Annotated in this window: 19 protein-coding genes; 10 read left to right on the top strand and 9 right to left on the bottom strand. The window is 70.8% G+C overall.

Annotated elements, in window-relative coordinates; genetic code table 11:
* Nucleotides 1-7: 7 nt before the first annotated feature.
* Genes ACRRRO_RS04300 through ACRRRO_RS04290 form a run of 3 tightly spaced genes read left to right on the top strand, consistent with a single transcriptional unit; the run spans nt 8 to nt 4,178 of the window.
* Nucleotides 8-1,612, top strand: coding sequence for an NADH-quinone oxidoreductase subunit M (locus ACRRRO_RS04300; protein WP_424786347.1), 1,605 nt, complete (start codon nt 8-10; stop codon nt 1,610-1,612).
* Nucleotides 1,612-3,183, top strand: coding sequence for an NADH-quinone oxidoreductase subunit NuoN (nuoN, locus tag ACRRRO_RS04295; protein ID WP_424796499.1), 1,572 nt, complete (start codon nt 1,612-1,614; stop codon nt 3,181-3,183). Before ACRRRO_RS04300 ends, nuoN begins: the two co-directional genes overlap by 1 nt.
* A complete protein-coding gene (locus ACRRRO_RS04290) occupies nt 3,180-4,178 on the top strand; it encodes a polyprenyl synthetase family protein (protein ID WP_424796498.1) in 999 nt (332 codons plus the stop codon). The genes nuoN and ACRRRO_RS04290 overlap by 4 nt, the downstream gene beginning before the upstream one ends.
* A 296-nt stretch (nt 4,179-4,474) precedes the next feature.
* Here ACRRRO_RS04290 and ACRRRO_RS04285 read toward each other — a convergent pair whose 3' ends face one another.
* Together ACRRRO_RS04285 and eccCa are read right to left on the bottom strand one after the other, a co-directional pair.
* Nucleotides 4,475-5,581: an IS110 family transposase gene (locus ACRRRO_RS04285; RefSeq protein ID WP_424796497.1), complete on the bottom strand. Its 1,107-nt coding sequence runs from the start codon at nt 5,579-5,581 to the stop codon at nt 4,475-4,477.
* A 182-nt stretch (nt 5,582-5,763) separates the two neighbouring features.
* The gene (gene eccCa, locus ACRRRO_RS04280; RefSeq protein ID WP_434081122.1) at nt 5,764-9,636 is read right to left on the bottom strand and encodes a type VII secretion protein EccCa; all 3,873 of its coding nucleotides are present in this window, start codon (nt 9,634-9,636) and stop codon (nt 5,764-5,766) included.
* A gap of 203 nt (nt 9,637-9,839) precedes the next feature.
* On the opposite strand from eccCa, the gene ACRRRO_RS04275 reads away from it, so the two are divergent.
* On the top strand, nt 9,840-11,321 hold the full coding sequence (locus ACRRRO_RS04275; protein WP_424796495.1) for a hypothetical protein: 1,482 nt from the start codon (nt 9,840-9,842) through the stop codon (nt 11,319-11,321).
* 57 nt (nt 11,322-11,378) lie between these two features.
* Nucleotides 11,379-12,827 (top strand): RDD family protein, encoded by a 1,449-nt coding sequence (locus tag ACRRRO_RS04270; RefSeq protein WP_434081121.1) that lies wholly within the window; start codon nt 11,379-11,381, stop codon nt 12,825-12,827.
* Between the two features lie 132 nt (nt 12,828-12,959).
* On the opposite strand, the gene ACRRRO_RS04265 is transcribed toward ACRRRO_RS04270, so the two are convergent.
* The 6 genes from ACRRRO_RS04265 to ACRRRO_RS04240 all read right to left on the bottom strand — a co-directional run bounded on the left by ACRRRO_RS04265 (nt 12,960) and on the right by ACRRRO_RS04240 (nt 15,665).
* Nucleotides 12,960-13,139, bottom strand: a complete 180-nt coding sequence (locus ACRRRO_RS04265; RefSeq protein ID WP_434081120.1) for a hypothetical protein — start codon at nt 13,137-13,139, stop codon at nt 12,960-12,962.
* A complete protein-coding gene (locus ACRRRO_RS04260; RefSeq protein WP_434081119.1) occupies nt 13,139-13,459 on the bottom strand; it encodes a hypothetical protein in 321 nt (106 codons plus the stop codon). Before ACRRRO_RS04260 ends, ACRRRO_RS04265 begins: the two co-directional genes overlap by 1 nt.
* A gap of 15 nt (nt 13,460-13,474) precedes the next feature.
* Nucleotides 13,475-14,539, bottom strand: a complete 1,065-nt coding sequence (locus ACRRRO_RS04255; protein WP_434081118.1) for a hypothetical protein — start codon at nt 14,537-14,539, stop codon at nt 13,475-13,477.
* A gap of 13 nt (nt 14,540-14,552) precedes the next feature.
* On the bottom strand, nt 14,553-14,936 hold the full coding sequence (locus tag ACRRRO_RS04250; RefSeq protein ID WP_424796492.1) for a hypothetical protein: 384 nt from the start codon (nt 14,934-14,936) through the stop codon (nt 14,553-14,555).
* 114 nt (nt 14,937-15,050) lie between these two features.
* Nucleotides 15,051-15,332: a WXG100 family type VII secretion target gene (locus tag ACRRRO_RS04245; RefSeq protein WP_424786339.1), complete on the bottom strand. Its 282-nt coding sequence runs from the start codon at nt 15,330-15,332 to the stop codon at nt 15,051-15,053.
* Between the two features lie 15 nt (nt 15,333-15,347).
* A complete protein-coding gene (locus tag ACRRRO_RS04240; RefSeq protein ID WP_434081117.1) occupies nt 15,348-15,665 on the bottom strand; it encodes a WXG100 family type VII secretion target in 318 nt (105 codons plus the stop codon).
* 187 nt (nt 15,666-15,852) lie between these two features.
* Here ACRRRO_RS04240 and ACRRRO_RS04235 point away from each other — a divergent pair, with 187 nt between their 5' ends.
* The 5 genes from ACRRRO_RS04235 (at nt 15,853) to ACRRRO_RS04215 (ending at nt 20,710) form a co-directional block, all read left to right on the top strand.
* Nucleotides 15,853-16,731, top strand: coding sequence for a hypothetical protein (locus tag ACRRRO_RS04235; protein WP_424796491.1), 879 nt, complete (start codon nt 15,853-15,855; stop codon nt 16,729-16,731).
* Nucleotides 16,732-16,873: 142 nt separating this feature from the next.
* A complete protein-coding gene (locus tag ACRRRO_RS04230) occupies nt 16,874-17,875 on the top strand; it encodes an EsaB/YukD family protein (protein ID WP_434081116.1) in 1,002 nt (333 codons plus the stop codon).
* Nucleotides 17,839-18,228 (top strand): hypothetical protein, encoded by a 390-nt coding sequence (locus ACRRRO_RS04225; RefSeq protein WP_434081115.1) that lies wholly within the window; start codon nt 17,839-17,841, stop codon nt 18,226-18,228. The genes ACRRRO_RS04230 and ACRRRO_RS04225 overlap by 37 nt, the downstream gene beginning before the upstream one ends.
* Nucleotides 18,229-18,231: 3 nt before the next feature.
* Nucleotides 18,232-19,794 carry a type VII secretion protein EccB gene (eccB, locus tag ACRRRO_RS04220; protein WP_434081114.1) on the top strand — a complete coding sequence of 521 codons (1,563 nt, stop codon included), beginning with the start codon at nt 18,232-18,234 and terminating at the stop codon, nt 19,792-19,794.
* The gene (locus tag ACRRRO_RS04215) at nt 19,718-20,710 is read left to right on the top strand and encodes a S8 family serine peptidase (RefSeq protein ID WP_434081547.1); all 993 of its coding nucleotides are present in this window, start codon (nt 19,718-19,720) and stop codon (nt 20,708-20,710) included. The genes eccB and ACRRRO_RS04215 overlap by 77 nt, the downstream gene beginning before the upstream one ends.
* Before the next feature lie 269 nt (nt 20,711-20,979).
* On the opposite strand, the gene rarD is transcribed toward ACRRRO_RS04215, so the two are convergent.
* Entirely contained in the window at nt 20,980-21,933 is a 954-nt protein-coding gene (gene rarD / locus ACRRRO_RS04210; RefSeq protein ID WP_424796487.1) for an EamA family transporter RarD, read from the bottom strand.
* Between the last annotated feature and the right edge of the window lie 52 nt (nt 21,934-21,985).

The following is a 21,985-nucleotide window of genomic DNA, read 5'->3' as shown; positions in this document are numbered from 1 at the left end:
AAGATACATGTTCGGACTTGAAGACTTCCCCTGGCTGACGGCGATGATCGCCGTGCCGGCGGTGGCAGGTGTGGCGGTGTGGCTGCTCAAGCCGCTGCGCCGGATCGCCCGCCCGATCGGCCTGGTGGTCAGCCTGGCGGTGCTCGGGGGTGGGGTGGTGATGGCCACCGGCTTCGATGTCGGCTCGGCCGACCAGGTGCAGATGAGCACCACCGCCTCGTGGATCCCGGCGCTGGGGATCAGTTACGACGTCGGCGTGAACGGGATGGGCCTGTCCCTGGTGCTGCTGGCGGCCCTGCTGGTGCCCATCGTGCTGGTGGCCGCCTGGAACGAGGTACGCGCACCCGAACGGGTGGCCGTGACCACTTCCGGCGGCGACTCCGTCGAGGCGACCGGGGATGCGGTCGACACCGAGGCGCTGGAGAGCCGGCAGGCCACGTTCGTCGGCCTGATCCTGATCCTGCTCGCGCTGATGGTGCTGGTGTTCGCCGCGCGTGACCTGTTCCTGTTCTATCTCGCCTTCGAGGCGATGCTGATCCCGGTGTACTTCCTGATCGGCGTCTTCGGTGGCCCCGACCGCCGTGCGGCGGCGGTGAAGTTCCTCATCTACTCCCTGGCCGGTGGGCTGATCATGCTCGCCGGGTTGGTCGTGGTCTTCGCCCAGACCTGGGGTGACGCCGAGGGGATGCGGATGGACAACCTCTCCGACGTCTTCGCGGACAACCCGACGATGGGCATGTGGGTCTTCCTGTCCTTCTTCGTGGCCTTCGCCGTCAAGGCGCCGATGGTGCCGGTGCACACGTGGCTGCCTGACTCGGCCGCGCAGGCGACACCGGGCACCTCCACCCTGCTGGTCGGTGTACTCGACAAGGTCGGGACCTTCGGGATGATCGCGATCCTGCTGCCGATTTTCCCCGGTGCAGCCGCCCAGGCGGCGCCGGTGATCATGGTGCTGGCGGTGATCTCGATCATTTACGGCGCGTTGCTGGCCCTGGGGCAGAACGACCTGATGCGGATGATCGCCTTCACCTCGGTGTCCCACTTCGGGTTCATCGTGCTGGGCATCTTCGCCGGCACCCAGACCGCCATGGTCGGTTCGATGCTCTACATGCTCGCGCACGGGCTGTCCACAGCCGCGATGTTCCTCATCGCCGGGTTCCTCATCCAGCGCGGCTACAGCGCGGACATGCGGACCTACTCCGGGATGCAGCGCGTCACCCCGGTCCTGGCCGGTACCTTCCTGTTCGCCGGGCTGAGCACCTTGGCCCTGCCGGGACTGAGCGGGTTCATCCCCGAGTACCTGGTGCTGATCGGCAGCTACGAGGCACACCCGGCCTGGGGTGCCGCAGCGGTGATCGGTGTGGTCCTGGCTGCGCTGTACATCCTGATGGCCTACCAGCGCGTGTTCACCGGCCCGATTCCCGGACCGCCCGCGGGCCGGACCCTCGGGCTGCCGGCGCGGGCCGGCCTGAGCGACCTGGTGGCTCGGGAGAAGTGGCTGCTGGTGCCCCTGGGCCTGGCCATCGTGTTCCTGGGCGTGTATCCCGCCCCGGTGCTGGACCTGTTGTCCGGCGTCGCTGATTCGTTCGCCTCGATCCTCGGGAGCGCCTGATGAACCCCTTCGAACCGCCGGTCGTGCAGTGGGGCGGGATCACCCCGGTCCTGATCGTGTTCGGCGCCGCCGTGCTCGGCGTGCTGCTGGAGGGGTTCCTGCCCCGCAAGGTCCGCCGGGTCGTGCAGGTGGTGCTGGCGATCGGTTCGCTCGGTGCGGCGCTGGTGGCGGTGGGCTGGCGCTGGAGTGTCGTCCAGGCCACCGGCCCCAGTGAGCTCATCGGTGGCGCGGTCATCGAGGACGGCCCGGCCCTGGCCACCCAGGCGGTGCTGCTGGTGTGCGCACTGGTCGGTGTGCTGGTGATGGCCGACCGCGCCGGTGGTGAGGACGCCTTCACCGCCTCCGCATCCGCGGCCCCCGGCAGCCGGTACGAAGCACTCACCCGGACCAAGGGTCTGGTGCAGACCGAGGTGTTCCCGCTGACGTTGCTGGCGGTGACCGGGATGCTGGTCTTCCCGTCCTCGGGCACGCTGCTGACGCTGTTCATCGCCCTGGAAGTGCTGTCACTGCCGCTGTACCTGCTCGCCGGGCTGGCCCGTCGGCGTCGGCTGCTGTCCCAGGAAGCGGCCCTGAAGTACTTCCTGCTCGGTGCCTTCGCCACAGCCTTCGTGCTGATGGGTATCGCCCTGCTGTACGGCTACTCCGGGTCGTTGCGCCTGGACGAGATCGCTGCAGCGGTTCCGGCGATGGCGGGTATGGACGGATTCCTCCTGGCCGGGATCACCCTGGTGCTGGTGGGGCTGCTGTTCAAGATCGGCGCGGTGCCCTTCCACAACTGGGTGCCGGACGTGTACCAGGGCGCGCCCACCCCGGTTACCGGATTCATGGCCGCCTGCACGAAGATCGCCGCGCTCATGATCATGATGCGCCTGGTCTACGTCGTGGCGCCGGGGCTGGCCTGGGACCTGGGACCGATGCTCTGGGCGGTCGCGATCGCCACCATGGTGCTGGGCACCGTGCTGGCGTTGGTGCAGAGCGACGTCAAGCGGATGCTCGCCTACTCCTCCGTGGCGCACGCCGGGTTCCTGCTGCTGGGCGTCATCGCGCTGGACGCCTACGCCGTACCGGCGGTGTTGTTCTACCTGCTGGCCTACGGCCTGGCCACCGTCGGCGCCTTCGCCCTGGTGACCCTGGTGCGCGAGCGTGATGCGGACGGCAACGTGACCGGTGAGGCCCTCTCGATGAACCAGTGGGCCGGGCTGGGGCGCACCAATCCGTGGTTGGCCGCGAGCATGGGCCTGTTCCTGCTGTCCTACGCCGGCATCCCGCTGACGGGTGGGTTCATCGGCAAGTTCACCGTGTTCTACGCCGCCGTCGCCGGTGGGGCGTGGCCGCTGGTGGTGATCGCGGTGCTGGCCAGCGCGGCCGCGGCGTTCTTCTACGTCCGGTTGATCGTGGCGATGTTCTTCACCGACCCGGGCCCGGAGACCGGGCGTAGCACCGTGGTCGTGCCCAGCGAGGGAATGACGGTGGTGGCCGTCGGGATCGCCGCGGTGGGGACGGTCCTGTTGGGTGTGCTGCCCGGACCGGTGCTGGACGTGCTGGGCGACGCCGCTATGTTCCTACTGTGACCACCACACCCCTCCCGCTCGGCGATCCCGACGTGGACGCCACGATCGGGGCCGAGCTGGCCGCCATCGAGGAGCGGCTGATCGAGATGGCTCAGTACAACGAGCCACTGATCGAGCAGGCCTCGGAGCACCTGATCGCCGCCGGCGGGAAGCGGATGCGCCCCGCGCTGGTGCTGTTGACCTCGCTACTGGGAAAGGGCGTCGACGACCGCGTCCGGCAGGCCGCGCTGGCCACCGAACTCACGCACCTGGCCACGCTCTACCACGATGACGTGATGGACTCCGCACCGCTGCGCCGCGGTGCCCCGAGCGCCCACGAGGTGTGGGGCAACACGATGGCGATCCTGACCGGGGACCTGCTGTTCGCCCGCGCGTCCCGGCTGGTCTCCGAACTCGGCCCGGTTGCGGTGCGGATCCAGGCCGACGCCTTTGAACGGCTGGTACTGGGCCAGATGCACGAGACCCTCGGCCCGCGGGAGGGCCAGGACCCGATCGAGCACTACCTGGGCGTGCTGGCGGACAAGACCGGATCGTTGATCGCGGCTGCGGCCCGGTACGGCACCTACTTCTCCGGCGCCGACGAGCAGGTGCAGGCCGCCGCCGTGGCATACGGGGAGAAGGTCGGGGTGGCGTTCCAGCTCGCCGACGACGTGATCGACCTGTCCGCGGACGCCGCCACCACCGGGAAGATTCCGGGCACGGACCTGCGCGAGGGTGTGGCCACGATGCCGGTCCTGCTACTCCAGGCCAGAGGGGAAGGCCTGGACGCCGAGGGCCGGGCGATCCTGACCGCACTGCAGGGTGACCTCTCCGACGACGACGCCCTCGATGAGGTGGTACAGCGGCTGCGTACCCACGAGGTGACCGAGGAGGTGCGCGTCCTGGCCCGGCGGTGGGCTGCCGACGCGGTCGCCGACCTGGAGCCGGTCGCGGACTCCACCGCCCGGCGGGCCCTGGAGACCTTCGCCACCCTGCTGGTGGACCGCCTCGCCTGATATGTGGGGGGGCTTGTTTGTCAAGTGGGCAGGGTGAAGCGCCGCCGGACTGGCCGTGTCTGGCGGCGCTTCGTCGTTCGCTGGGGGCGGGTCGGGGTGCGGCGTGTCTGGTGACGCGTGGTCAGTCTGATATGCGCGGGTTGGTTACCGCATGACCGTGTTCCGGCGAGAGCGTCCGAGCGTGTCTGAGGTCGAGCGTGGCCGGCGGGTGCCGGCTGCTCACAGGCGAATCGCTGGTGCGCTCCTCACGCTGCATGCTCCCCGGCCCGGTGGCCGGCGAACGAGCTTTCGGGTGGCTAGTCCATGGTGGCCAGGGACCAGCACCAGCCGGCGAGTTCGCGGGCGATCGCGGTGTTGGCGATGGTGTGCTTCTTCTTGTGGCTGGTCAGGACCTGCCAGCGGTGGTGCAGTCGCCGGTTGCCGGCGTCGCCGCGCGCGGCCACGGTGGCGGGCGCCAGGGCCCACCGGTCCCGCATGGTCTTCCCGGGCCGGTAGTCGCTCTTGTGGTGCCAGGCGGCCTCGATCAGCAGCCGGCGGGCGTGGGTTTTGCCGGTCTTGGTGATCGCGCCCAGGTGTCGGGTGCCGCCCGAGGAGTGCTCACTGGGCACCAGGCCGAGGTAGGAGGCGATGGTGCGGCCGGTGAACCGGTGCCAGTCGCCGATCTCCACCGCGAGGGCGAACCCGGTCAGGGTGGAGATCCCGCGCAGGCAGCCCAGCCGGCGAGTGGTCGCGGTGAACTCGCTGTCCGCGGCCGCGGTGAGGATCTCGCGGTCGAGGCGGTCCCGGCGGGCACCGATCGTGGTGACCGCGTCGTAGGCGGCGTCGAACGCCGCCAGAGTCCCGGCCCCGGCATCCTCGAGCCCCTCCCGGCGGACCCGCCGCAGCCACGCGTCGTGAACCCCGGTCCAGGCCGCCTTGCCCTGGTCGTAGACGATCCCGCGGCGCAGCAGCAGCTTGCCCTGCCGGTGCCTGGCAGCCATCAACTCCACCCGGGCGTCATCACGGGCACGCACCAGGTCCCGGGCGGCCTCCTCGGCCACCGTCGGGACGCGCACCGCCACCAGCTCCTCCATCCGCAGCAACCGCGCCAGAAGCAGCGCGTCGCGCTTGTCGGTCTTGACCCGTTCCCCGGCGGGACGCAGGATCTTCGATGGCGCCGCGACCGTGACCGGCACCCCCGCCGCGATCAGCTTCCGGGCGAGCCCGAAACCCGTCGGGCCCGCCTCGTACGCTGCGTGCACCAGCCCATGACCAGCCGCGATACCTGCCACCCACTCGGTGACCTGCCCGCCATCCGCAGGTAGCCCCACCTCGATCAACTCACCGGTCGAGGTGTCCAACGCCGCCGCTCGCACGCTACGCGCGTGCACATCCAACCCAATCGCCGTAACCTCACTGAACACCAGGGCCTCCGCTGCATGTCGGCACCCCCAGCCACTCTGGGGGATGATCCACGAATCTGCACCGTGAGGCCCTGGACCCGTCAAGACTCAGAACCCCACCACCCTCATATGGTCTGAGCCGGCTACCCGGGCTGACCCGTCGCCGCAGTGCCGTTCCCGGCTCAGTGCTGGGACTTCCCGGCTCAGTGCTGGGAAGGGTTGTGGGAGAGTTGGACCACCTGGACGCCCTTTGCCCGGGTGACCAACTGGCCACGACCGGGCGGGCCGGGCTGGGGCTTGGCGGTACCGATCAGGGCCCCCTCGTCCTTGCTGCCCGAGAGCACCACCCCGGGGGCGGCCAGGTCCTTCAGGGACTGGATGATCGGCTCGAACATCGCCCTGCTGGCACCACCGGTACGCCGGGTCAGGATCAGGTGCAGGCCCACGTCGGAGGCTTGCGCCAGCAGCGGTTGCAGGGAGGCCACCGGGTTCCCGCTCGAGGTCGCGACCAGGTCGTAGTCGTCCACCAGCACGTACACCTCCGCGCCGCTCCACCAGGATCGTGCCCGCAACTGTGCGGGGGTCACGTCCGGGCCGGGCAGCCGGGTCCGCAGGTACTGCGCCACCGCGGCCAGCTCCTCCGTCGCCTGCTCTGCGGTGGTGAAGTACCCGGCCAGGTACTCCTCGGGGATCTCCGCGAGCATCGAGCGGCGGAAGTCCACCACGAAGATCTGCGCCTCCTTCGGGGTATGCAGGCGCTGAACCTCCTTGGCCACCCCGCGCAGGAACGAGGACTTGCCCGAACCGGAGTCGCCGAACAGGTACAGGTGGGAGTCGCTGCGCGGGTCGAAAGCGACCGGTGCCAGGGCGGCCTCGTCGATGCCGAGCAGGATCTTGGCACGCTCGGTCTCACCGGCCAGATCCAGGACCTCCTCGGCGGTGATCACCTCCGGTAGCAGCCGCAACTTCGGCGCCCGGGGCCCGGTCCAGGCCTGGTTCACCCGGGCGATGAGTTGTTCCACGCCTTCCCCGAGGGTCTCGGCGTCCCCGGAACCGTCGATCCGGGGCAGCGGAGTCAGCACGTGATGCTTGCTCACCACCAACCCGCGACCGGGCCGGTTCCTCGGCACGTTCTGGGCCACCCGGCGATCGAACTCCGAATCCATCGGATCACCCAGTCGCAGCTCCACCCGGGTGCCGAACAGGTCCTTGACCTGGGTGCGGAAATCCATCCAGCGCCCGGTCGCGGCGACCAGGTGCATGCCGAAGGTCAACCCCCGGGCCGCGACCGCCTGGATCTCCATCTCCAGCCCGTCGAACTCCGATCGCAGGGTCGGCCAGCCGTCCACGATGAGGAAGATGTCCCCGTAGCCGTCGTCGGCCCGGCCCTGGCGGCGGCGTTGCCGGTAGGTCTCCATCGAGTCGATCCCGTTCTCCCGGAAGTACACCTCCCGGTCGTTGACGAGCCCGACGATCTCGGCCAGGATCCGGCGCACCACGTCCGGTTCGGACCGGGTGGCCACTCCGGCCACGTGCGCCATGCCGGCCATCGGGGTGAACGTCCCGCCCCCGAAGTCCATTACGAAGAACTGCACTTCCAGCGGGCTGTGCGTCAGCGCCAACCCGGTCAGCACGCTGCGGGCCACGGTGGACTTACCACTGCGCGGCCCGCCCACGATCGCCATGTGGCCACCGGCACCGGACAGGGAGATGGACAGGGTGTCCCGGCGCTGTTCCAGTGGGCGGTCCACGATGCCCAGCGGGAAGGTCAGCGCACCGGAGTTGCGCCAGGACGGCGAGATGAGGCCGAGGTCGGCGTCGGTGGTCAGATCCGGCATCATCTGGTCGTAGGTGGAGGGGGTCACCAGCGGCGGCAACCACACCTGGTGGGCCGGGGGGCCCTGCCCCTTCATCCGTTGCACCGCGATGTCGAACGTGACGCGCTTCTCCTCCGGCTCGTTGCTTCCGACCGGTTCGGGTTCGTCCTGGGTCTCGGGCAGCAACACCGGCGCAGCGGTGTAGGGCTCCAACCGGATCTGCTGGGGTGCCGCCGCGGTGCGCGCCCGCCCGGCCCCCCGCCGTCGGGTCTTCGGCGGCGCGGACACGTACGCGGCCCTGAACTGGATCAGGGTGGAGGCGTCGGGCTTGAGGAACCCGTGGCCGCCGCCGCCGGGTAGTTCGAACGCGTCGGGCACCCCGATCACCGCCCGGGAGTCCGCCCCGGAGAACGTCTTCAGCCCGATCCGGTAGGACAGGTGCGACTCCAGGCCCCGCAGGCGGCCCTCCTCCAGCCTCTGGGTGGACAGCAGCATGTGCATCTGCAGCGACCGCCCCAGCCGGCCGATCGCCACGAACAGTTCGGTGAACTCGGGTTTGGCGGCCAACAACTCGGAGAACTCGTCGGCCACGATCAGCAGCGCGGGCAGCGGCTCCAGGTCGGTGCGCCCACCCTTGCGAGCCTTCTCGTAGTCGGCCACATTCGCGAAGTTGCCCGCCGAGCGCAGCAGTTCCTGACGGCGCACCATCTCACCCTTGAGGGCGTCCTGCATGCGATCCACCAGCGTCAGCTCCTCGCCGAGGTTGGTGATGATCGCCGAGACGTGCGGCATGTCCGCCATGCCGGCGAAGGTGGCCCCACCCTTGAAGTCCACCAGCACGAAGTTCAGGTCCTCGGAGGAGTGCGTCATCGCCAGGGCCAGCACCATGGTGCGCAGCACCTCGGACTTGCCCGAACCGGTGGCTCCGATCAGCAAGCCGTGCGGGCCCATTCCCTGCTGCGCCGACTCCTTGATGTCCAGGGCCAGCGGCTGCCCGTGGCTGGTCAGGCCGATCGGCACCCGGAGCCGGTCGCGGGGCAGGCGTGGTTTCCAGGCCACCTTCGGGTCGAAGTCGCGTACGTCGGGTTGGCCGAGCAGATCGGTCAGTTCGGCCGAGACCGCCTGTTTGGAGGTGGACTCCTCCCCGCCGGAGACCAGCATCGGCATCAGTCGGCGAGCGGTGGCCTCGGCCTGCGGGATGGACATCTCATCGGCCAGGCCCCGCACCGGCGGGTGGCCCCGGTGCAGCACCTGCAACGGCACCCGTCCACGATCGGGGCCGCTGGCGATCCGGGGGTGCAGCAGCAACCGCAACGTGTTCCAGTCGGTCAGTTCCTCCCAGGTCTCCGGCAGTTCCAGCACCGTGATCCCGCTGACCCCCTCCTCGGTGATGAGGGCGTTACCGGCCGGGACGTGCCCGCCGTCGAGCACGATCACCACGTGCGGTTCGGCCGTGGCACCACCGCGCTGGAACCGGGGGCGATCCGGCAGTCCCGCGGGCAGCAGGGACTCCACCTCCGCCAGGGACTCACCCACCATCCGGGCCGCCCCCACACCGTCGCGCTCGGCCCCGGACTGGGCGTGCGGCAGCCACTTGACCCACTCCCAGTCGGCTTGCACCGCCGCGGCGGCCACCACCGCGATCTGCAGTTGCGCAGGCTCGACGAACGTGGCCAGATGCATGAGCATCGCCCTGGCCTGGGCGCGTGCGCTCTGTTCGTCCCCGGCGATCTGCACCCGCGCGACATCGCGCAGGTCGATCGAGTCCGGTAGACCCGGCTGCTCGGCGTGGGTGAGTAGGAACCTGTGCGCGGCGCTGGCGGCGACCGGGTCGAGTTGGGACACCGGTGAACTCTGCGGTGCCTCCAGCGTCATCGCCAGGGGCTGGGTGGAGCGGCCCACGCGCACCCGGAGCAGATCGGCGTCGCCGCTGTCCCGTTCCCAGACCCGGGTGCGGTCCTCGGCGAGCATCACCAGCGCATCGGGTTCGGGCAGGAACCATTGCAGGAACCGGCGCTGCCGGCGGGCGGCGGAACGGACCGTGGCGCGCATCTCGGCCAGGTAGGCCAGGTACTCCCGCCGCATGTCGGTGACCTCGCGGGCGTGCTGGCTCTTCTGCCGCCAGATGTTCATTCCCACCATGGACAACGCCATGAACAGGAACATCCCACCCATCAGGTAGATCCGATTGCCGGTTCCCTGGCTGAAGGAGATCATCGCGATCGAGCCCATCGACCCGACCATCGGCAACGCCGTCATCAGCGTGTTCGAGGCACCTTCGGGCTTGATCAGTTCCGGTGGGGGGGGAGCTGCTGGAGGTGTCCGGTGGGTGCCTTGGGCGGGCTGAGGCGCTCTGCTTGTGCAGTCACCGTCACGACCTCCATCCCCTCGGGACAACCTCGGTCAAGACTAGTATGGGAACGGCCGGTTTCAGGCATGTCCAGCGCTGAGTGGGGGGTCAGGTGAGTACGTCGACGGCGTTGCTGCGCGTGGCGCTGCTGACCGGGTCGGGCAGGTTGGACCTGGCCGTGACGCCCGAGGCCCGCCTGGCCGATATCCTGCACAGCGCCGGGATCGACGCCGAGGCCACGATGGTCACCTCGACCGCCGGTACCGAGATCGACCTGCAGGCCCCGATCGCGGATGAGATCTCCGACGGCGCCGTGCTCAGTGTGGTCGCCGACGACCGCACCACGCCTGACCGGCCCGGGCGCGCCGCCGATACGCCCTCCCGGTTCCGGCGGTTGCCGGCCGGTCTGGCCGGTTGGGTCGTGTGCGGGCTCGGGCTCGCGCTGTGCGCGGTGATCGTGGCCTCCCATGCGGCGAACCTGCTCGCCGGGGCTGCGCCGTACCCCCGTTGGTTGGGGGTGGGCGCCCCGGTTCTGCTCGGCGCAACCGGGGTGCTGCTCGCCGTCCGCCGGCTGCCACTGGACGCTGGTGCCGCCCGCAGCGGGGCGGGGCCCGACGGCCCCCCGGCGCGGGAACCGGGGCGATCCGACGGCGCCGCAACCGGTGACCTGAGCGGCCGGGCCGACCATGGGCTGCTGGATGAGACGGTGCTGGCCCCGGTGTTCGGTTTCGCGTCGGGGTTCCTGGTCGCCGAGCCCGGACAGTACGGGGCGCTGCGCCTGGGTCTGGTGCTGGCGCTGCTCAGCGCCTCGGTGCTGGCGGTGCTGCGATACGCCGTCAGCCGGCGCGAGATGGCCCCCTCCCACGGGATCGCCGCGGTGCTGGCCGGGGTATGGACGGCGGTCGCGGCCCTGTTCGCCCTGGCGCTGCTGCTGGACCTTCCTGCCTATGTGGTGCCTGCGCTCATCCTCGGCGCGGCCCCCCTGATGATCCGGTCGATGCCGAGCGCGGCGTTGGACATCCCGGAGGAGCAGGCGCTGGACATGCCCTTCCTGGCCCGGACCGCGATGTCGGTGCGGGGAGTGCTGCCGCGTTCCCCGGCGCGAGTGCGCATCGACCACGTCTCCCGGCGGATCCGTCAGGCCGAGCACCGGGAGCGTGCCGGGATGATCTCGGCGAGTGTGCTGGTGGCCGCGATGATCCCGGTGGTGCTGGCCGGTTACGAACCCGGCGGTCTGCGCGGCTGGGGCACGGTGGCCCTGGTGGCGTTGCTGGTGCTGTTCCTGACGTTGGCTCCACGCTCCTTCCGGCGGCCGGCGGACAAACTCCCCCCGCGTCTGGCCCTGTTCAGCGTGTTGGTCCAGTTGGCGGTGGGGGTGCACAGGTTCCCCGACGCGCTGGCCTGGGGACTCGTGTTGATCGTGGCTGCGGTGGGGTTCGCGTTCCTGGCGGTTCCGCTGGCCCGCGGGTACCGCTCCGTGCGCTTTTCCAGGATGGGCGACATCCTCGAGGCGATCACGGTGGGGCTGGTGCTCCCGGCGGCGTTGCTGGCGGCCGGTGCGGTGGAGGGATTGCAGACGTTGACTGCCCGGTAGCGGCATTAGACTCCACACCAGCGAGCAGGACAGGGGTTAGTGCGAATGAGCGTGCAGATGGCGTCCGCGCCGCAGGTGAACAGGGGTCGTGCCGCAGCCCCCTTGCCGGCATGCGGTCCGGGCCGGCGCATTCTTGCCCACGGCATCGACCTGGCCGCGGTCGGCGCGGTGACCGCGGCGGCCTACCTGCCCACCGGAAGTGTGCTGCTCGGGGCGGTGCTGCTGCTGGAGGCGGCCCTGGGGCTGGCGGTCTGGGAAGCGCGATCCGGCCGCACCCTGGGCAAGCACCTACTCGGTGTCCGTGCCGCACAGGCCCGGTCGGACTACGCCCCCGGCCTACGCCGCGGCATGGTGCGCTCACTGCTGCTCGGAGCCTCCCACGCGGTGGTCCTGGTGGGTCAGTTCCTCCTGATCGCCACCACGGTGCTGGACCGCGCGGGAAGGGGCCAGGCCTGGCACGACCGCGTGGCGGGCACCCGGGTGGTGAACGTGCGTCCCGATGCCCACCGGAAGGCACCGGCGCCCCGATACGCACCCGCCGTCCCACCCGCCCCGCCCGGCCCGTACGGCTCCGGCGCATCCGGCTATGCCGGAGGTCAGGGCGCTGGACACCCTCACCCTGCGGCGGTGCCCTCTGGTCAGCTGCCCCCCGCTGCCGGTTACGGACAAGGATCCGGTGGTGCGGGCCCGCACTCATACGGTCCCCCTCCCGGCGGACCCGTCCCGCAGGCGCCGGCTGCGCCCCCGGCTGGTCAGGTGCCAGCAGCGGGAGGACCGCCACCTCCCGGACCGGACGCGGCGCCCGACGGGCAGCACAGCGCGCCGGGACCGGCGGGCCCGGTCGCTGACCTCCCGCAGGGTCAGGGGCTGCCCGGGCCACCGACCGGTGCGGTCGCCCCCGCGCACCCCTGGAGCGGCGATCTCCCGGGCACGCCGGGGCACCAGTACGGCGGTGCCGGTGCCGGTACCGCCGGGACAGAACAGGCTGGCCCGGTTGCGCCGCTCCCCCCGCCGGTCCCGGGCCGGTCTGCGCCCGGTGCGTCCACGCAGGCCGGTCTGCCCGAGCACACCTTCGATCCCGCACAGCCAGGAGCCACTCCCGCAGACCCGCGCACCCTGCACCCCACCGAACTGCCGGACCTGGAGGACGTGCGCGACTCCGGGGCCAGTGCGGTCTTCGTGCTCACCGTGGACGACGGCGTGTCGGTGACGGTCAGCGGAAACGGACTGATCGGGCGCCGTCCGCAGGCCGGCCCCGGTGAACGAGTCGCGCACCTGGTCGCCGTGGATGACCCCGGCCGTTCGCTGTCGCGCACGCACGCCGCCTTCGGTATCGACGCCGATGAACTGTGGGTGCAGGACCGCGGATCGGCGAACGGCACCGTGGTCGTCAGCGCGGACGGGACCACCACACGGGCGTTCCCGGGCACGCGGGTACCGGTGCCCGAGGACGGTCGCATCGAGGCCGGTGAACGCTCCATCACGGTGCAGCGCTGGCGGTCCTGACCGCGTGCCGACAGTCCTCATCGTGCTGCCGGCACTACTGATCGGCGTGCGGGTTACTCCCGGCGGGGGGATGAGGGACCGGCGAGGTGGCCCGCACCGGGCGGGTGCCCGTGGGCACTTACCCTTCGTCAGTCACCACTCGTCGTTCTCATCGTCGGGTGCGGGGGCCGGTGCCACGCTCGCGCGGGAGCCGGCGTCGGCGCCGGTGCCCAGCGACACGGTGGCGGCGTCCTCCTCCAGGGAGTCGGCCAGCAGTCCTTGGGCGGTATTGCGCCGCTTCTTCTTCTCACCCTTGCCGCCGGGGTCGCCCATCAGCCCGGCACCACCGGCACCGCGCCCTCCGGCTCCGGCACCTGGGCCGCGACCGGCACCGGGCGTGCTAGCGCCCCGCCCGCCACTACCGGCAGCACCGGGAACCATGCCGCCGACCATCGGCCGCCCGCCGGCCCCCGCAGTACCGGCACCCGGACCACCGAGCGTTCCGGCCGCTCTCGGACCACCGAGCGTTCCGCCCGCTCTCGGACCACCGAGCGTTCCGCCCGCTCTCGGACCACCGAGCGTTCCGCCCGCTCTCGGACCACCGAGCGTTCCGCCCGCTCTCGGGCCACCGCCAGCCGCCGAGAGCGCACCACCGGCAGCGCCGCCCGCTACGCCCAGGCCGGCACCGATCGCGCCGGGACCCCCGAACGCCCCTGCACCGGGGCCCCCGACCCCTCCCGCACCGGGACCACCGGTGCCACCAATCCCGGCGCCGGGGCCGTCCGGTCCCACGATGCCACCGCCGGGACCATCGATCGAGGTATCCGGTGGGGTGGGGCCAGGGCCGCCGGTGCCGTACTCCGGCGGCTCGACGCCTGGGCCGTACCCGGGCGGGTGACCGATACCCGGCGGGTCGAGCTCACCGGGCGGCACGGGACTGACCCCACCGGGAGGCGGGGTGCCGGGCTGCGGGCCCGTCCCCGGGGCGGGTAGGGGTGGCTTCCGCCGGGGGGCGTGGAGGTCCCACCGGGCGGGGAGTTGATGCCGGGCCCCGGACCACCACCCTCACCGGGCGCGGTGCTGCTCGGCGGGGGCGTGCCGGGCTCCCCCTGGTCTCCGGGCCAACCGGAACCGTCCGGGACGCCGGGCACTCCGGGCCCGCCCGGGCCGCCGGAACCACCGCCGGAGGCGGGCACGTCGGCGACCGGGACCAGTGCAGCCTCAGCCTCGGCCATCCGCCGGTCCAGTTCGGTCATCGACTCGCGCGCCTGCTGCTCGCGGAGCCCGTCCTTCTGGTCCCACCAGAAGGAGGTGGCTTCGCCGAGCGGCACGGACCTGCCGAGCTCGGCGACGTAGATGTTCTGCTCGCCGTGCTGCTGGTGCATACGGACGGAGTCCTGCTGGTTGGCGTCCAGGCCACGGGGCGGCAGGGCCTCGTAATGCACACCACCGTCGCGCAGGACCCCGAGGGCGAGTTCGGCGCCGACCGGAATCGCACCGATCTGCTCGGAGGCCCCGTTGAGTTCCCCGATCAAGGTGTTCATCGCCGTCCAGGCCGCAGCCCCGGAGCGGCCCTCGATCCCGGTCTCCGATCCGATCCGGCCGATCCGCTGGGCGATCTCCTGCAGGTTCTCCGACCAGGTGCGCACCTCGTCGGCGTCCTTCTGGATCAGGTCGAGGGTGGACTCGGTGCGCTCGTGGTACATCTTCAGGCACTCGACGTTGTCGGTCATTCCAGGCCTCCCGTCATACCACCGTGTGCTGGTGGCCGCCCCCGGCGGGCACGCGTCGCTCGGGGACGTCCCCGAGCAACTCGTCAAGGTTGTTCAACTCACTCTCGATGGTGCCCTCGAGCAGGTTGAAGGACTCCGCGGTCGCCCGCAGTTCATCGGACATGTCCTGGACGCGGCTGCGCAGACTCCGCAGGGCGTCCTCGGCCTCGGTGAGTCTGGTCCGGTAGGTCTGCACGAACTGCTGGGCAGCCGTGTTGGTCGTCCAACGGCCGCTGTGCTGGCGGACCGGTAGGAACCACGAGCCGTCCAGCATCTCGTCGATATCGGCGACGATCTCACGGAGCTGGATGATCCGACGTTCGAGGACCGGTGCTGTGATCTCCACACCGTAAGTCATGGCTTGTATCCCCCAGGTACGTGCGGGCGGACCGGGTTCCTCCGAGAGGCGGACAAATGGCGGCACGTGCCGAAACCGCTGGCTTCGGCACGACCGTCACGTGTTCGCGCGGGCTCAGGCGAACCGGTTCGCGTTCTGGCTGTCGGTGGTCTGGTAGTCCTGACCGCTCTGGGTGACAGCGGCGCCGATCTCGGCGAGCAACTGCTTCATCTCGTTGATGGTCTGGGTCCAGGTGGCCCGGGCCTGCTCGTAGGCGTCCGATGCCGCACCGGTCCAGTCCGACTGCAACGGACGCAACTGGGTGTCCATGTCGTTGAGCTGCTGCTCGATCTTGTTGGCGCCGTTGACGATGTCCGCTCCGGCCGTGCTGATGCTTTCGAAATTAGCCTTGAACATGTGGGTTCCTCCCGATCAGCCGAGCCGGCCCTGAAGATTGGTCATCGCCTGTGAGGCGGCGTCGTCGGACGCGGTGTACGTGGTCTGGGACTGCTTGAGGTTCTCCTCGAAGTTCTCGAGGCTGTTGATGATCCTGTTGGACTTCTCCCGCCACTGCGCCATCACATTGGCAAACGCTGCAGAACCGGAGCCCTGCCACTGTGCCCCGATGCCGGAGAGTCGTCCTTCGAGGGAGGCGAGCTCCCCATGCAGTGCGGCCTTCGACTCGGCCACGATGTTCGCACCCCGCTGGAGTGCGCCGTCTGCTGCTGAGACTTCGTGTCCCACAGTCACCTCCTGTGTTGTGGCCCCCTCGGGCCGCTTACTACCACCACCAGGGTGGGCTCACCGTGTGTGGTGAATACCTGCCACTGTACGAACTCACCCCCGGTGCGTACATGGGCAGAGGTCCCCATCGGGGCCACCGAGCGACGTGCCCATGGTGTCCCCATCGGCTTGGCGCGCCCTTTACAGTGACGACATGAACCCAACTCGGACGCGCCGAACGGGCCTGCGCACGGGACCCGTCGCGCTCGTGGCGCTCGCCGTCGGCCTGGCCCTGGCCGGGTGCAGCGACGAGGAGCCGCACGAGGGGCCGAGGACGCCGGAGGTGTCGGTGGCCGGTGCCGCCCCCGAGGAGACCGAACCGGAACCGGACGCCGAGGCCGCGTCCGAGCCGGAGCCGGACCTCCCGCGCGTCGAGGTGGGCGAGACAGTCCAGACGGTGGAGGGCGGCCCGGGAGAGTGGGAGGGCACCCTGGTAGTCGCCGAACGCGGCGTGGTGATCCTGGAATCGGTGGCCGGAACGCGGAACTCACGCACCGAACTGACACTGACCGGGCCGGACGGGCAGGTGTACGCCGACAAGGTCGGCAGCCGGGACCCGGGCGAGGCGCGCTTCAGCGATGCCTCCCAGATCGATCCGCTGGTGATCCGGACGCTGGACGCGGGGGAGTACCGGGTGCACGTCCGTGGCTTCGACGAGCGTGCCTCCACCGACTTCGAGGACGGGGCGCAGTTGCGATCGTGGGTGCCCGACCGGGTCGAGATCGGCTCGACCACGGAGATCGACTTCGCCGAGGGCTTCGGGGGTGGCTGGCACGGGGCGGTGACGATCCCGGAAGGCGGTGAGTACACGTTCACCGCATCCCGCACCGATGAGCACTCCCAGCCGGTGCTGCTGGTGGTGCAGGCATGGGAGGGATCGGAGCCGGACCAGGATCTGCCGGACCTGTACGACGTGCACGTCGATGGCGTGGCGCAGTTGCAACATGAGCTCCCGGCGGGGGAGTACGTGGTCATGGTCGCCGAGGGGCTGGAAACGTCCGGGGCGGCGACGATCGAGATCGCGGGGCCGTGAGTATCGCCGGGGTGCGGACCGGTGCTGGGCGCCCGGGCGAAGCGGGACGTGCCGGTGCGATGCGGGAGCGTGGCAAGGTAGTTCATAGATGGGGTAGTAGTAACTCGGACTGTGCTGAGCCGAGGATTCGGGCGGGGATGAGATGAGTGAGACCACCAGCACCGAGCGGGCTGTGGGCCAACGTGTGCGGGTGTCCGTCGTTGCGGGCGACCGCCGGATGGACATCGCCGCACCCGCCGGCGTCCCGGTCGTGGAGATCACCCCGGGCCTGGCCCGGCACCTGAACATGCTCGAGGCCGGCACCGCCTACGCCGGATACCGGCTGACCCGCGCCGACGGCCACGAGTTGGACGACGACCGTAGCCTGCAGGCCCAGGGTGTGGTCGATGGTGACGTGCTCACCCTGGTGTCGGGGGTGGACAGCGCCGAACTACGGGTTTACGACGACATCGTCGAGGCCGTGGCCGACGTGGTCGAGAGTGAACAGAAGCCGTGGTCGCCCCAGGACGCTGCCACCACGGCGGTGCTGGCCGCGGTGACGCTGCTGACCACCGTGGCGATCATGCTCACCGCAGCGGGGCTGGGCGGCGCATCGGCGCTGGTGACGGTCGCAGCCGCCCTGACCTCGGTGATCCTGCTGTTCTCGGCGGCGGTGATCGGGCGCATCGGCGGGCCACCGGCGGCACCTGTGGCGCTGGTCCAGGTGGCCGCCCTGTACGCAGCCGTGGCCGGATTCACCCTCAGCGCGGCCGAATCGTTGTGGGGAGCCCCGGCACTGTACGCCGGTGCCGGGGCCGCAGTGACCGGAGTGCTGGGCCTGTTGCTGCTGCGCGACAACCGCGAGTTCACGCTGGTCCCGGCGATCCTGGGCGCCGCAGTGGCGGCCGTCGGGGCGATCGTGGAGTTCACGGGTTTCGAGCCCGGCCATGTGCTGGCCATCGCCGTGGCGGTGGCCGGCCTGCCGGCATCGGTATCCCGTGGCTGGCACTGTCGGCCACCCCGTTACGGGTGGCCACCGCAAGCGCCGATGAGGAGATCCTGGCCGACCCCGAGGAGTTGGATGCCGAGGAGGTGGCGGGGCTGTGGCATCGCGGGCACCGGATCCAGGTGTCCCTGCGCATCGCGGTCGCACTGCTCACTCTGATCGCCACCCCGATGGTGCTGGGCACCGGGCTGTTCGGACTGGTCCTGCTGTTGCTTGCCTACGCCGGGATGATCCTGAGCGTGCGTGAGTCCTACGCCCGCTTCGACGTCGGCGCGGTGATGTCGCTGGCGGTGCTGGGATTGGCGCTGACCGGGGTGGTCGGTGCGCTGCTGCACCCGACCTGGCGTATCGGTGTCACGCTCGGGGTCGGCATCGTGGCCGCCGCCATCGTGGGCCTGTCCCTGGTGGCACCTAAGCAGCGGCTCTGGCTGGGTCGGCTGGCCGACGCCGCCGAGCTGGCCTGCCTGGCGCTGTTGCTCCCCGCCGCGATCGTGGCCGCCGGGCTGGTGTAGCCGATGGCCTCGAAGAAGGAACTCCTGCAGGCCCAGACGTTCTCCCGGCGCCGGCTCCTCACGGCCTTCGTCTCCGGGGCGCCCGGGGGGCGCGAACTCGAACCGGCCAAGCCGCTGCGCGGGGTGATCACGGGGATCGTGCTCAGTGTGCTGGTGGTAGGCGGCAGCCTGATCGCCGGGCTGTTCACCGGGGAGCAGGATGACGACTGGAAGGTCAACTCCCTGGTGGTGGTCAGCGAGACCGGGGCGCGGTACGTGGCCGTCAACGGCGAGCTATACCCGGTGCACAACATCACCAGTGCCCGGTTGCTCGCCTTCGCCGAGACCTTCCGGGTGGTCAACCTCAGCGAGACACAGCTCAGCGATGTCCCGCGCGGCACGATGACCGTGGGAATCCCGGGGGCACCGGATGCCCTGCCACCACTGGAGAACCTGATCAACAACCAGTGGCTCTCCTGTGCCGTCGGTCCGGAGCGGGAATGGACCTCGCTGAATCCGGACCGCGCTGCACCGGAAGAAGGCAACGCGGCACTGGTGAGCGTCAACGGGCAAACCCACTACGTGCACGGCGGGCACCGCTACCGGATCGCCGATGACGACCTGAACGCGGTCAGCCACGCCCTGGAGTTCCACCCGGACAACGTCTCGGCGGTCGGGGGGCGCTGGCTGAACATCTTCACCGAGGGCACCCCGCTGGCCCCGTTCACCATGGAGAGCCTCGGGTCCACCCCACCCGGGCCGGCCGCCCAACTGGACGTGGACCTGAGGGTCGGCACGGTCACCCTGCTGCGCAACGCGCAGGGCGAGACCGGCGCACCCCACGTGCTCACCGACGAGGGAGTGCTGGTCGAGCTCAGCCCCCTGGCGGTAACGCTGTACTACCTGGGTACCGGCCTGGGGCCCGACGACGTGGTGACCCTGGACTACTCCGAGCGCCAGAGCCTGCAGGTCGACCCGGCTTCGGACCTGGTGCCCTCCGACTGGCCCGAGGAGGTACCCGCGGCGCTGGAGTCGGAAGCGACCCCGTGCGTGCAATTGGACCGCGCCGAACCGGAGGACAACGACGACGCCCCGTCGGCTACCCGCCTGCACGTGGTCGGCACCGAGGAGGAGGTGGGATCCGAGCCGGTGGACGTTGCCGCCGGGCACGGCGCCGTGGTGCGCCAGGACGGGGGCGGCGACCTCGGCGCCTGGATGGTGATCGATGAACGCGGCACCATGTACCAGGTCCCGCCCGGGCACGAACAGGTGCTGGGGCTGCTGGGCTACGACGAACTCGAGCCGCCCCCGTCCCGGGGTCCTGGGCCGGGTTGTTCCGGCCGGGCCCGACGCTCACGGTCGAGGCGGCGCGCTCCGGGCTTCCGGCCGAGGCGGTGCAGGGCATGGACGAACACGTCCCTGAGCCCGCGGAGGAGGAGTGACCCAGCGCGGTGGTGCACCGGTGACGTGGCGTCGCACCCTCGCGGCGGCGCTGGCCGGCGCCCTGACCGTGGGTCTGGTCGCGGTGTCGGTCTCCGGACCAGGCGCCGCACCGGCGAGGGCGCTGGCCCCCGGACAGGAGTGTGATCCGGAGGATCCACAGTTCGTCACCCAGGCACCGCCCGCCTTCGACGCGCTCGGCATCCCCAGGGCACATCAGTACTCCCGGGGAGCGGGTGTGACGGTGGCCGTGGTGGACTCCGGGGTGCACGCACAGAACGAGCACCTGCGCGAGGTGGTGGTCGACGGGGTGAACGTGGTCGAGGACGACCCCCACGACCGGGATGCCTTCGAGCACGGCACCGCGGTGGCCGGCATCATCGCCGCCCGCCACGTGGACGGATCGGCGGTGCTGGGGGTGGCGCCGGAGGCGATGCTGCAGTCGGTGCGGGTCTACTACGCCGACTCCGAGCGCGCAGAAGAAGAGGATGTGCACCCCAAACCGCAGCGGATCGCGGACGGGATCGCCTGGGCGGCGCAGAACGGCGCGCAGATCATCAACGTCTCGATGAGTACCACCGAGGACCACCCGGATCTGCGTGCTGCGGTTCAGGCTGCCTCCGACAACGGCGTGCTGGTGGTGGCCAGCACCGGCAACCGCGGGACCGCCCAGGTGCAGGAAGCCGTGCCCCGTTACCCCGCCGCCTACGACGGCGTGCTCGGGGTCTCCGGGGTGGACCGGGCCGGGATCTGGCATGCGGTCGCCTCCTTCGAGAGCGAGCACGTGGATGTCGTCGCCCCGGGCCAGCATGTGCCCTCGGCGTACCTGTTCGGCGGGGACTGCATCTTCTCCCCGGGGGACTCGGCGCCCTCGTCCAGCTGGGCGACCGCCTACGTCTCCGGGGCCGCGGCTCTGGTGGCGGCGCGGTATCCCGACGAGACGCCGCAGCAGTGGGCCCACCGCCTGCAGGCCACCGCAACCCGGGCCAGCACCGCCGAGCGCGACGACCGGATGGGCTGGGGCCTCATCCAGCCGGTCGCAGCCCCTGCAGTTCATCGATGACGGCACCGCACCCGGGCCGGCCTCACCGGTCCACGGACCCGCGCAGCCACTGCCCGACCCGGCGGCGGATCTGGACCTGGTCGCCTACCCGGACCCGATGGCCCCCGCGCAGCAGCTCACCCGGGCCTGGCTCGTCGGTGCCGCTGCGCTGATCGTGCTGGCGCTGCTGTACTCGCGCGTGCCGCGACGTCCTCGGCCGCGCTGATCGCCGGACCCGCCCGACGACGGCGGGCACGCCGCGCCCCGGAGCGCCCTGCCGAACGCGCGCCTCAGGACCGGGTGAGGCTTCGCCGTCGCCGGCTCCTGGCCTGCTGCCCCTCCACTCCCAACAGCACCAAGCCCACCCAGACCAGCACGAACCCGGCCAGGCGCGCCGGTGGCATCTCCTCACCCAGCACCAGCACGCCCAGTGCGAACTGCATGATCGGTGCGATGAACTGCAGCAATCCGACGGTGCTCAGCGGTAACCGGCCCACGGCTGTCGCGAACAGCATCAGCGGCACCGCGGTGGCGATCCCGGCGCCCATCAGGACCAGGCTGTGCCAGGGCTGTCCCAGTGCCGTGCCGGCAGAACTGACGGCGAAGGTGCCGGTACCCAAGCCCGCCAGCAACAGCAGGTACAGCAGTGCCACCGGGGTCAGCGCCGCGGTCTCCACGACCAGCCCCGGCAGTGCCGGTACGGTTCGGCCCAGCCGGTTCTTGGCGAGCCCGTACAGGCCGAAGCTACTCGCCAGCACCACCGCGATCCAGGGCACCGTCCCGTACCCGATCGCGATCACCACCACCCCGATCGCGGCCACGCCCACCGCCGCCCACTGGCCGGGACGCAGCCGCTCGCGCAACACGACAACCCCCAGCAGGATGGTGACCAGTGGGTTGACGAAGTAGCCAAGGGCGGCATCGACCACCCGGTCGGTGAACACCGCATAAAGGAACGTCACCCAGTTCGTGGCCAGCAGCACCGCGGCCACCGACAACCCCACCAGCACCCGCCGGTCGGCCAGCAGCGTGCGGACCTGGCCCAGTTTGCGCATCAGCATCAGCAGCCCGGCGCACAACACCAACGACCAGAGCACCCGGTGCGCACCGATCTCCCACACCCCGGCCCCGTGCATCAGCGGGAAGTACAGGGGCAGCAGGCCCCACAGGGCGTAAGCGCTCACCCCGGCGATCAGCCCGGAACGCGAGGTCGGCTCGGCCTGCGGCCGGGGGGTGAGGGGCACAGCGTGAACCTATCCCTCCTTGCGCGAAACAGGCACATCGGTGAGACCAGCC

The sequence above is a fragment of the Sanguibacter sp. Z1732 genome (assembly GCF_051020515.1).
Lineage (GTDB): Bacteria > Actinomycetota > Actinomycetes > Actinomycetales > Beutenbergiaceae > CALKWS01.
Note: the sequence above shows the minus strand (reverse complement) of the source record. Positions and strands in the feature narration are given on the sequence as shown.